Raw genomic sequence first — 11,680 nt, forward strand, 5'->3', positions numbered from 1 at the left:
TCCCGGAGCCTTCAAGCCGCCTCTCGGCGTACCCCTCGTAACCCTCAGAGAGCTGACGCACCCGCCTTGCCGCTCAGCGCTTCCAGGTCGCTCTTGCGGACCTGGATGACGAAGAGGGAGACGAGCGCCGCCGCGACGGCCATCGCGGCGGCGGCGATGAAGGCACTGCCGATGCCGTGGCTGAGGACCGTGTCGCCCCACGGCGCGGGCAGCTTGTGGGTCTGGGCGAAACGGGCCTTCTGTTCGACTGTGGCCTCGGCGAGGAACTTCCGGGTCTGGGTCTTGCCCTCGTCCTTGGCCGCGTTGCTGAACACCGTGGTGAGAATGGACAGGCCAAGCGCGCCACCCACCTGCTGGGTGGCGTTGAGCATGCCGGACGCGGCACCGGACTCGCTGTCCGAGACGCCGGACACGGCGGTCAGGGTGAGGGTGACGAAGTTCAGGCCCATGCCGATGCCGAAGAGCAGCATCGGGACCAGCAGACCGCCGAGGTAGGAGCTGCCGGGGTCGAGAAGGGTGAGCCAGGCCATTCCGGTGGCCGTGAGCAGGCAGCCCACCACCATGAAGGGCTTCGGGCCGAGGCGGGGCAGCAGACTGCTGGAGAGCCCCGCGCCGACGGCGATCGCGGCGGCGACGGGCAGGAAGGCGAGGCCGGCCTCGACGGGGCTGTAGTGCAGCACGTTCTGCACGAAGAGCACGATGAAGAAGAACATGCCGAACATCGCGGCGGAGAGGCTGAGCATGATCGCGTAGGTGCCGGAGCGGTTGCGGTCCGCGAAGAGGCGCAAGGGCGTGATCGGTTGCGAGGTGCGCCGCTCGACGAGGACGAAGGCGGCGAGCAGCACCAGCGCGGCGGCGAAGGAGATGAGGGTGAGGTCGTCGCGCCACCCTTCCTCCGAGGCGCGGATGAAACCGTAGACGAGAGAGGCCATGCCGAGCGTCGAGGTGAGCGCGCCGGTCAGGTCGAACCGGCCGGGATGGCGTTCGGACTCCCTGATGTAGCGCGGCGCGAGGACGGCGATGACCAGCCCGATGGGTACGTTGACGAAGAGCACCCACCGCCAGTCCAGCCACTCGGTGAGGACACCGCCCGCGAGGAGGCCGACGGCGCCACCGCCCGCGGAGACGCCGGCGAAGACACCGAAGGCGCGGTTGCGTTCGGGCCCTTCGGGGAACGTGGTGGCGATCAGCGCGAGGGAGGTCGGCGAGGCGATGGCGCCGCCGACGCCCTGCAGCGCGCGGGCCGCGAGCAGCTGCCAGGGCTCCTGCGCGAAGCCGCCGAGCAGCGAGGCGAGCGTGAAGAGGGCGATGCCCGTGATGAACATGCGGCGGCGGCCGAGCAGGTCCCCGGCACGTCCGCCGAGCAGCAGCAGTCCGCCGAAGGTGAGGGCGTAGGCGTTGATCACCCAGGTGAGGTCGCTGGTGGAGAAGTCCAGCGCGGTCTGAATCTGGGGCAGGGCGATGTTGACGATGGTGGCATCGAGCACGACCATCAGCTGGCACGCGGCGATCACGGTGAGGGCGATGCCGGGGTGCGCGGGGCGTGCGTCGCGATGGGGCTCGGGCGCGGATGAGTACGTACGAGTCTGTTCGTGGGTCACGAGCGTTTCCCCCGGAAGTGAATTAGTGAACGCAGCCGTTCACTACGAGGGACGGTATCGAGCCCGCTCCCGCGAACGCAAGCATTGACAGGGCGAGTTGACCGCTCTGTGGGCGCCCTCACACGGCGGCTGTGCCGTGGGCCGCGACGGCGCCGTGCCGTTGAGATGAGCGCGGGTCGCCACCTCAGTGCGCTGCCGCCTCAAGGTCGGGCCACCCCAAGGTCGGACCGCCTCAAGGCCGAACCGCCTCAACGGCACGGAACCGTTCCCTCCGCCCCGCCCGACGGGAGACCCCGTCCGCGCCGGCCGCCAGGTGATCGCCGACAGGTATTACCGGACACAGGGCCATCGAAGGGCACCCGCCGGCCTGGCATGCTGGGCGAAGGCGCGGTGCCGCCGGGCCGCCCCCGGGGTCGGCGCGCCGACATGCTGGCTCGACGGAGAGAAGGCGATGGTTGCTTCGCGCTGGACGGCGGCTGCTCCCGCCCGGACGGCTGCCCCGCGGCGCCGGGGCGCCGTCCTGGAACAGGCGATCCTCGACGCCGCCCTGGAACAGCTCGGCACGGTCGGCTGGAGCGGCCTGACGATGGAGGGCGTGGCCGCGGCCGCCCAGACGGGCAAGGCCGCGGTCTACCGCCGCTGGCCGTCCAAAGTGGACCTCGTCGCGGACGCGCTGCGCGCCGCGCTGCCGAGGTTCGACGGCGCACCGGACCTCGGCGGCGTCCGGGAAGATCTTCTGGCGCTGTGCGCGAGAATGCGGGCGGCGATGTATTCACGCCCCGGATTCGCCCTCCGCTCCGTGCTTCACGAATGCGACACGGCGACGGCCGAGCGTTTCCATGACGTGATCTTCCGGGGCCTCATCGAACCGAGCGTAAGGCTGATCAAGGAAGTCGTACGTAGGGGAATCGAGCGTGGAGAGGTGCGCTCGGACGGCACGGCCGACTATGTGTGCGACGTCATTCCGGCCATGCTCATGTATCGCTCGAAGGTGTGCGGGAGCGAATGGCGGGACGAGGACTTCGAGGCCCTGATCGACCAGGTGATGGTGCCATTGCTGCGCCCCTGAAAGGCGGGCACGGCGGCCGGTCCGACGCGCCGCCGCGGGCCCCGCGACGAGCGGGGGAGACCTGGGTGTCGCGGGCGGCCCCCGGCGGCGTAGGCTATCTGGCGCCATGCCGTACGAAGCACCCACCCACACCGTCGAGCGCTCCTTGCGCGCCACCACCGGAGCGAAGATCGTCGCCGGTGTCGACGAGGTCGGCCGCGGTGCGTGGGCGGGCCCCGTCACCGTCTGCGCGGCGGTCACCGGACTGCGCCGGCCGCCCGAAGGGCTCACCGATTCCAAGCTGATCACCCCCAAGCGGCGCACCGCGCTCGCGGCGGAGCTGGAGAGCTGGGTCACGGCGCACGCCCTCGGACACGCCTCGCACGAGGAGATCGACCGACTGGGGATGACGGCCGCGTTGCGGCTCGCCGCGGTGCGTGCGCTGGAGGGGCTGCCGGTCCGTCCGGACGCGGTCATCCTCGACGGCAAGCACGACTACCTCGGCACTCCCTGGCGGGTCCGTACGGTGATCAAGGGGGACCAGTCCTGTGTGGCCGTCGCCGCCGCTTCGGTGATCGCCAAAGTTCGGCGCGACAAAATGATGGCCGAACTGGGCATCGAACATGCAGACTTCGGTTTTGCGGCCAACGCCGGCTATCCGTCGCCGGTGCACAAGGCCGCGCTGGCGGAGCGGGGGCCCACCCCGTACCACCGGCTTTCGTGGGCGTATCTTGATGCGCTGCCCCAGTGGCGGCACCTCAAGAAGGCCCGCAGTTGGGCGGACGGAAGCGTTCCGGAAATCGAGGGTCAGCTCGGCTTTGAGTTCTGACCCTTTTCCGGCACGTCCGATGGCACTCATGTGCCACCCGCCGACGCGAGTCGCATCGGCGTTTGATAGACAACACATCATGCCTCTCATTCCCGAGGAGCCTCAGATTCACGAGAGTGCCCAGGGTCCCCGCGTCACGCCGGCCAGTGGCCGCACCGCGCCGACCCCCCGCCCCGTACCCGGCCCGCGTCCCGCGGCCTCGCCGCGCCCCGGCCGCCCGGGTCCTGCCCGGCCGATGCCGCCCGCGCAGCGCACACCGCGCGACCCGGGCGCCAAGCCCGCGCCGTCCGCCCCCGCAGCCGCTTCCGCGGTGGCCGCCCCCGTAGCGACCGCTTCCGGAGTGGCTGCTCCCGGAGCGAGCGCTTCCGGAGTGGTCGCTCCGGCAGCGCCCGCCGACCGCGTCCCCGTGTCCTCGGTCCCGCAGATCCAGCTGATCCCGGCCTCGGCCGAGGGCGCGCTGGACGCGGCCGAGGAGGCCGTCGACCTCCTCCTGGACTCCGGGCGCGCGCCCGGGGACGTCCTGGTGGTCACCACCGGCGACCCGCATCCGTGGGCCACGCACGAGCTGTCCTTCGGTGAAGCCGCCTACTGGGCGCAGCACGACGCGGGCGACGACGTCTTCTACGCCGACTCCGCCGCGCTGAGCCGTGCGGCGTCCCGGCCGGTGGTCGTCGTCGCCGTGAACGGCGGCAGCGAAGAGGCGGCGCTCGCGGCGCTGCCGACCGCTGTGACCCGGGCGGGGACTCTGTTGATCGTGTGCGGCGACCCGCAGCGGATCAACTCGATGCTGGGCGCGGGCGTCTGACGCTCGGGCGACGCGCGCCCGAGCGTCCCGGCACCTTCGCGCGTCCCGGCATCGGACGCCCGGTGGGGCAGTACGTCGGTCGGTGCGGGCCGTACGGCGGCACAAGGCGCCGTACGGTGTCCGCCGTGCCGTCGGGCCCGTGTCGGCCCGCGCGCAGGGGGCGACGTCGGGCCGGGTGATCAGCGTGCCGCCGCGCGCCGGAGCACATCCGAAGCGGCGCCTCCGGTACGAGGTCCCGGCAGATCGGCCCCGGCCAGCGCCTCGGGCTGTGATCCGACGCTCGGTCTGCGCCCCCCGCGCCCCTCGCCGAGGACCTGCCAGCCGTCCCGGGTCAGCGTGATGTACGCGCCGCAGCGCAGCCCGTGCAAGGTACAGGCGTCCCGCAGGCCCCACATCCAGGCGCCGTCCTCCTGGGTCCAACGCCCGTCCCCGTCACGGCAGTGGAGCAGTACGGCGGTCCGCACCGGTGTTCGGCGTCGCAGATCGTGCGGGATGATCCGGCGCAGTTGTGAGAGCAGCGTGTTGCGGAAGACCCAGCCGTCCGTGACACTCGCGCGACGGCTGAACGAGGCGCTCGCGCACAGCCGTTCGTCCTGATCCAGTACGGCCACGACGGCTGTGGCGGCTGTGGGTCGATGTCGAGAGTGCAGCCCGCAGACGATCTCACGCGGGTTGCGCAGCAAGGGGATCCCCGCGGCCGACCACTCCGCCGGCTCGAGCACCCGGGCCAGTCGGTGGGCGGCATCGGCGGACATCTCGGTCGGCGGCGAAGGCGGCGGCGGCGAAGCCGCATCGGACGGAGTGAATCCGAAGGTCACGGTCCTCCCTTCGGCTACGCGCCCCTACGGAGGGCGGGGGTCGGGCTGGGGGCGCACCGCGGCACAGCCCTGCCGGGCCGTGGAACCGCGCGGGATGCGGTTCCAATTCTTCCCGTCGCGCGGACTCGCGGCAACGAGCAATTGGGGCCGTACGCCGGTATCAGGTGATGCGTCGTGTATATCCCTGCCCAGCTCGCGGCCCTTCGATGCTCCCCTCGGCCCCGCACGACCAGGACCGAGGGCCACACCGCTGCCGTCCGCGTTGGGCGATTGTCGGTGGCATCGGGTTGCATGGGGCCATGGACAACCATGCGCTCCGCGCCGAAGCCGATGCCATCCTCGCCGAGCTCGTCGGCGATCCGGGGGGTTCCGCGCGCCTGCGGGAGGACCAGTGGCAGGCCGTGGCGGCCCTGGTCGAGGAGCGTCGACGGGCTCTGGTGGTGCAGCGCACGGGCTGGGGCAAGTCGGCCGTGTACTTCGTCGCCACCGCCCTGCTGCGCCGCCGTGGCTCCGGCCCCACGGTGATCATTTCGCCGCTGCTCGCCCTCATGCGCAACCAGGTCGAGTCGGCCGCGCGGGCGGGCATCCGGGCGCACACGATCAACTCGGCCAACCCCGAGGAGTGGGAGGCCATCTACGAGGAGGTCGAGCGCGGCGAGACCGACGTGCTCCTCGTGAGCCCGGAGCGCCTCAATTCCGTGGACTTCCGTGAGCAGGTGCTGCCCAAGCTGGCGGCCACGACCGGCCTGCTCGTCGTCGACGAGGCACACTGCATCTCCGACTGGGGGCACGACTTCCGCCCCGACTACCGCCGCCTGCGGGCGATGCTCGCCGAGCTGCCCGCCGGTGTGCCGGTGCTGGCCACCACCGCGACTGCCAACGCGCGTGTCACCGCGGACGTGGCCGAGCAGTTGGGCACCGGCGCGGGCGAGGCACTGGTGCTGCGCGGTCCGCTGGAGCGGGAGAGTCTGCGCCTGGGTGTGGTGCGGCTGCCGGACGCCGCACACCGGCTGGGCTGGCTCGCCGAGCACCTGGACGAGCTGCAGGGCTCGGGGATCATCTACGCCCTCACCGTGGCGGCGGCCGAGGAGGCCACCGCCTTCCTGCGCCAGCGCGGCTTCCCGGTGGCCTCCTACACGGGGCGCACGGAGAACGCCGACCGCCTCCAGGCCGAGATCGACCTCCAGGAGAACCGGGTCAAGGCGCTGGTGGCGACTTCCGCGCTCGGCATGGGCTTCGACAAGCCGGACCTGGGCTTCGTGGTGCACCTCGGCTCGCCGTCCTCCCCGATCGCCTACTACCAGCAGGTCGGCCGCGCGGGCCGCGGTGTCGAGCACGCCGACGTGTTGTTGCTGCCCGGCCAGGAGGACGAGGCCATCTGGCGCTACTTCGCCGATACGGCCTTTCCGCCCGAGGCCCAGGTACGCCAGACCCTGGCCACCCTCGCCGATGCGGACCGGCCGCTGTCCGTACCGGCCCTGGAGGCGGCGGTGGACCTTCGGCGCACCCGCCTGGAGACCATGCTGAAGGTGCTGGACGTGGACGGAGCGGTCAAGCGGGTCAAGGGCGGCTGGACGTCCACGGGCCGGCCATGGGCCTACGACTCGGAGCGGTACGCCTGGGTGGCGCGGCAGCGCGCGGCCGAGCAGCAGGCCATGCGCGACTACGTGAGCACCGGCGAGTGCCGGATGGAGTTCCTCCGCCGGCAGCTGGACGACGAGGGCGCGGCCCCGTGCGGCCGTTGCGACAACTGCGCCGGCGCGTGGGCCGACGCCTCCGTCTCGCGGGAGACGCTGACCGGTGCGGCGAAGGAGCTGGACCGACCCGGAGTGGAGATCGAGCCGCGCCGGATGTGGCCGACGGGCATGCCGGCTCTGGGCATCAGCCTCAAGGGGCGTATCCCGGCCAAGGAACAGTGCGCCACCGGACGGGCCCTCGGGAGGCTCTCGGACATCGGATGGGGAAACCGGCTGCGCCCGCTGCTGGCGGAGAACGCGCCCGACGGCCCGGTCCCCGAGGACGTCCTGCGGGCGGCGGTGTCCGTGCTCGCCGACTGGGCACGCTCGGCCGGAGGCTGGGCGCCGAACGTCCCGGACGCCTCCCCCCGACCGGTGGGCGTCGTGGCCGTGCCGTCCTTGTCCCGGCCGCAGCTGGTCGATTCCCTCGCCCGAGGAATCGCGTCCGTCGGCCGCCTTCCCTTCCTCGGCACCCTCGCGTACACGGGCCCGGACGGCGCGCACACGGCTCGCCGCAGCAACTCCGCCCAGCGCCTCAGGGCGCTTTCCGGCGCCTTCGCGGTCCCCGAGGAGCTGGCCGCCGCGCTGCGGGCCGCCCCGGGCCCCGTCCTGCTCGTGGACGACTACACCGAATCCGGCTGGACCCTCGCCGTCGCCGCCCGTCTGCTGCGCCAGTCGGGCAGCGAACAGGTGCTTCCGCTGGTCCTCGCGGCAGCGGGCTGAACCGCTGCCCCGGCCCCCTTTCGTGCTCGGTACGTACACGCGCCAGCGCCGCCCGCAGCTCACATTCTGACCGCCGCGCGGGATATTCGGGGAGGCTGTGGATAACTCTGGACCGGGCCCGGCACCCCCTTGGCGTGCCCCTGATCAGAGTTATCCACAGGTCCAACCGGAATGCCGCGTTCTGCGGGACAGTCGGCGCATGACGAATCACAGCGAAGCAATCGGCCCGATCGAGCCGGACGACGCGTCCCGTTCCGAGGACCCCGCCATCGAGCCGGACGGCGGTGGCCCGGCCGGCGACCCGTTCGGCGAGCCCGTCGTCACCTTGCGCACCCCCGCCGAACTGGCCGATGCCCTGCCGTACTTGCTCGGCTTCAAGCCGGAGGAGAGCGTCGTGCTCATCGCCCTGCACGGCGAACGCGGCCGCTTCGGTGGCCGCGTGCGGCTGGGCATCCCCGAGCGCCCGGAGGACTGGCCCTCCGTCGCGGAGCAGCTGGCCCACTGCCTGGTGGGCGGTTGCGAGCGACGGGGGGCCCGCCCCGATGGCATCGTCGCCTTCCTCTGCCAGGAGCCGGGCGCGGCGGAGACCGGGCAACAGGTGGTGGAACGCCTGCGGCCGCTCGCGCAGGTGCTGCGCACCGCATGCGGTGCCCTCGACGTCCCGGTGTTCGAAGTGGTGTGCATCTCGGGAGACCGCTTCTGGACCTACTGCTGCCCGGACGTCCGGTGCTGTCCGCCCCAGGGCATTCCTCTGCTGCGGCCGGGCACCTCGGTCCTGGCGGCCGCCGCGACCTACGCGGGAATGCGGCCGGTCGCGGCGCAGGGAGACATCAGGGCACGGCTCACCCCCTGGGGAACCGCCGCGGCGGTCGAGCAGGAACGCGCGCTGGACGCGGCCGGCCTCACGCTCATCCCGAGGATGCTGACTCAGGAGGCCCGCGTCGTCGCAGCCGACACGCTCGACCTGGCCCGCCGGGTCATGGGGCGGCTGGCCGCCGCACCACCTGCCTCCGGGGCGCGCGAGGCGGACGTCAGGGACGACGAACTGATCGCGCACGACGAGGCGGCCGCACTGATCATCGGCCTCCAGGACCGCACGACACGCGACCGGGCCGCGGAGTGGATGGAAGGCGACGAGGCACCCTCCGCCCTGCGGCTCTGGCGAGCCCTGGCCCGACGCTGCGTCGGCGCGTACGGGGAACACGCGGCGGCGCCCCTCTCCCTCGCCGGTTGGGTCGCCTGGTCCCTCGGCGACCTCACGGAAGGCCGGGAGGCCCTGACCATGGCAGTGTGCGCCGACTCCGAGTACATGTTCGCCCTGCTCCTGCTCCAGGCGTGTGGTGAGGACACGGACCCGGAGCCGATCCGTCGCTGCCTGCGCGGAAAGCGCGAGGAGCCGGATGACGAGCTCGATCCGGGCGTGGCCTTCGAGCCGGCGGCAGGGGCACAGGGCACGGCCTCCCCGAGCGGCACGCCCGAAGCGCCGGACACCAACCGCCTGTTGGAGGCAGACGCCTCGGTAGATCGGACGGGAAGGGCACAGGAAGGTGCTTCCCGCCGTCGTCGCCGCCGATTGCCGCGCCTGCCGGGAAGCGGCAGCGATTTGCGGAGTGCCGCCGGCCCCGGCACCCCAGGCGGGCCCGGCAACCTTCGCCCCTCCGGCGCCCCCGGCGCAGGACCCCGGAATCGGCGGGTGGTCAGGCGCGGTGCGAGGCCCGGCCGATGAGCGCGTCCCCCCGGCGGTGGGCCGGGTGGTCAGGAAGGGCGGCGTGGCTGCGCACGGCAGTGGCGTCCGTACGAAGTTGGCTCCAGGTGGTCGACTTCCCGCCGAGGAAGCGTGACTTGCGGCGGGGCGGGCCCGTTCACCTGAGTGGCGGTACGTGCGGCAGGGTCGCGCCGCCGTGGCACCGCCTCCGACCTTCCGTAGCGCAGACAACGCCGAAGAAGCCGCCCCATGTCCCTTTCCGCTCCGTCTCCCGCTCCATCTCCTGCTCCCGCTTCCGCTGCGTCTCCCGCGTCCGACAGAGAGGGGCCCCGGCGGGTCGCGCCGGCCCCCGCGTTCCGTCCCGGCGCCCCACGTCCGCCCGGCGCACCCGCTCTGGCGCTGCGCCCCGCGGCCGAGCTTCCGCCCGCCCACACGGCCCTGATCTGCGTGGCCCTGCCCGCCTTCGCGATCTCGACGGACCAGGGGCAGCTGACGGGCCGTGGCCTGGAGGGCTTCTACCGCTCGGGCCGCCGCGTCCTGTCGCGTTGTCGGCTACGGGTGGCGGGACGAGAGCCGGTCGCCGTACAGGCCCGCATGCTCTCGGCGGACAGTGCCCGTTTCGTGGGGACGCTGCGCCTGTCGACCGATGCCCGTCCCGACCCCGAGATCGTCGTCGAACGGGTGCGTCACGCGGACGGTACGGAGCGGATCACCCTGCACAGCGCGGCCGAGCGCCCCCTGCGGCTGCCCGTAGAGGTCTCACTCGGCACGGACCTCGCCGAGTTGGGGCTCGTCGCCTCCGGCCGAGCCGGCCCCGAACTGCCCGCCGACGTGCACGACTCCGGTATGCGATGGTCCTCCGCTACGGCCCGCTGCACGGTCACCGCGGACCCGGCGCCCGCGGACGCCCTGGCCTCGGCAGGGCTGCTGCGGTGGGAACTGGACCTGCCCCCGGGTGCTTCCCGGAGTGTGGAGCTGCGGGTGAGGGCTGACAGCGCCGGGCCGATCCGTGCGACGGGCCACGGAATGAAGCGCTCCCTCACCACGGCGAGCGCCACCGGGGACGACCCCAGGGTCCAGCCACTGCTCGCCCGGTCCGTCGAGGACCTACGGGCGTTGTTGCTGCGGGACCCCGACCATCCCACCGACATGTACCCGGCGGCGGGCGCTCCCTGGCGCTGCGGACTGGCACCCGCCGAGGCACTGGCCGCCGCCCGCATGGCCCTGCCCCTCGGCACCCGAGTCGCCGCCGGTACTCTGCGCACCCTCGCCCGAAGCCAACTCACGGGCCCGGGAACGCGGTCCGGCATGATTCCCGGGCCGCTGAGGGACGCGGGCCCGCATCTGCCGCCCGGCTGCACCGGCACCGAAGCCACGCTGCTCTTCCCCGTGCTCCTCGCCGAGGCGCGACGCTGGGGACTGCCCGAGCAGGAGGTGGAGGAACTGCTGCCCGCGGCGCAGGGATGCCTGCGGTGGCTGCGCACCGCGGTCGGCGACGGCACGTTCTTGCCGGATGCCGACCCGGACGGGCCGGCACGCTGTGAGACCCAGGCGCACGCGCACCGGGCCGCGCTGCTCGGCGCCGACCTGCTGGAAGCGTACGGCGTCGAGGGCGGTGCGGCTCTGCGGCAGTGGGCCAACCGGCTGCGGTCCGCCTTCCGGGCGGAGTTCTGGGTGGAGGACCGGGCAGGAGGCCGACCGGCCATGGCCCGCCTGGGCGACGGCCGCCTCGTGCCGCACCTCGCCGGGGGAGCGGCCCACCTCCTGGACACCGGCCTGCTCGGGTCCGGGACGCTCGCCCCAGGGCTGCTCGACAAGGTGCAGACCGAACAGCTGGCCCGGCTGCTCGGCGGGCCCGCCATGGACTCCGGGTGGGGCCTGCGCAGTCTGGGGTCCCAAGAGGCCGCGTACAACCCGTTCGGGCACCGGGGCGGTGCGGTCCGGGTGCAGGAGACGGTGGTCGCCGTCTCGGGTCTCGCGTCGGCCGGGTACGAGAAGGAGGCCGGTTCCCTGCTGCGGGGGATGCTCGCGGCATCCGAGTGCTTCGGTCACCGGCTGCCCGAGATGTACGCGGGGGAGCAGCGCTCCGAGGGCGGGGCTCCGCTGCCGCACCCGACCGCCTGCCGTCCGGCGGCGACCGCCGCGGCCGCCGGGGTGCATGCCCTCACGGCGCTCGTCGGGATCCGTCCCGACGCACCGGCCGGCACGGTGACGCTCGGTCCGGTGCGCAGCGTCCCTCTGGGCGAGCTGGGGCTGACCGCACTGAGCGTCGCGGGCGCCCCGTTCTCCGTACGCGTGAGCCGACTGGGCCTCGCCATGGTCGAGGAGGCGGCCGAAGGCCTCCAGTTGGGCGTCTGAAACGGCAGGCCCTCAGCTCGGGTCCGGGGCGAGGGCGGAGGCAGGCCCGGGGCGACG

8 protein-coding genes are annotated in these 11,680 nt (G+C 73.0%); 6 read left to right on the top strand and 2 right to left on the bottom strand.

Annotated elements, in window-relative coordinates; all coding sequences use genetic code 11:
- Window positions 1-44 precede the first annotated feature (44 nt).
- A complete protein-coding gene (locus tag ACZ516_RS32125) occupies window positions 45-1,601 on the bottom strand; it encodes an MFS transporter (RefSeq protein WP_469013118.1) in 1,557 nt (518 codons plus the stop codon).
- A gap of 451 nt (window positions 1,602-2,052) precedes the next feature.
- Between ACZ516_RS32125 and ACZ516_RS32130 the strand changes: the two genes are divergently transcribed.
- The 3 genes from ACZ516_RS32130 to ACZ516_RS32140 all read left to right on the top strand — a co-directional run bounded on the left by ACZ516_RS32130 (window position 2,053) and on the right by ACZ516_RS32140 (window position 4,283).
- Window positions 2,053-2,670 carry a TetR/AcrR family transcriptional regulator gene (locus ACZ516_RS32130; RefSeq protein WP_469013120.1) on the top strand — a complete coding sequence of 206 codons (618 nt, stop codon included), beginning with the start codon at window positions 2,053-2,055 and terminating at the stop codon, window positions 2,668-2,670.
- Window positions 2,671-2,776: 106 nt separating this feature from the next.
- Complete coding sequence (locus ACZ516_RS32135; protein WP_469013122.1) at window positions 2,777-3,478, top strand: ribonuclease HII; 702 nt, start codon at window positions 2,777-2,779, stop codon at window positions 3,476-3,478.
- Window positions 3,479-3,557: 79 nt separating this feature from the next.
- Window positions 3,558-4,283: a hypothetical protein gene (locus ACZ516_RS32140; RefSeq protein ID WP_469013125.1), complete on the top strand. Its 726-nt coding sequence runs from the start codon at window positions 3,558-3,560 to the stop codon at window positions 4,281-4,283.
- A 179-nt stretch (window positions 4,284-4,462) separates the two neighbouring features.
- On the opposite strand, the gene ACZ516_RS32145 is transcribed toward ACZ516_RS32140, so the two are convergent.
- Window positions 4,463-5,101 carry a hypothetical protein gene (locus ACZ516_RS32145; protein WP_469013126.1) on the bottom strand — a complete coding sequence of 213 codons (639 nt, stop codon included), beginning with the start codon at window positions 5,099-5,101 and terminating at the stop codon, window positions 4,463-4,465.
- Between the two features lie 299 nt (window positions 5,102-5,400).
- On the opposite strand from ACZ516_RS32145, the gene ACZ516_RS32150 reads away from it, so the two are divergent.
- The 3 genes from ACZ516_RS32150 (at window position 5,401) to ACZ516_RS32160 (ending at window position 11,623) form a co-directional block, all read left to right on the top strand.
- Window positions 5,401-7,560, top strand: coding sequence for a RecQ family ATP-dependent DNA helicase (locus ACZ516_RS32150; RefSeq protein WP_469013127.1), 2,160 nt, complete (start codon window positions 5,401-5,403; stop codon window positions 7,558-7,560).
- Between the two features lie 199 nt (window positions 7,561-7,759).
- Complete coding sequence (locus ACZ516_RS32155) at window positions 7,760-9,286, top strand: DUF4192 domain-containing protein (protein ID WP_469013128.1); 1,527 nt, start codon at window positions 7,760-7,762, stop codon at window positions 9,284-9,286.
- 426 nt (window positions 9,287-9,712) lie between these two features.
- The gene (locus ACZ516_RS32160; RefSeq protein WP_469013131.1) at window positions 9,713-11,623 is read left to right on the top strand and encodes a glycogen debranching N-terminal domain-containing protein; all 1,911 of its coding nucleotides are present in this window, start codon (window positions 9,713-9,715) and stop codon (window positions 11,621-11,623) included.
- The last annotated feature ends 57 nt before the right edge of the window (window positions 11,624-11,680 follow it).

The sequence above is a fragment of the Streptomyces sp. NPDC034037 genome (genome assembly GCF_055575715.1).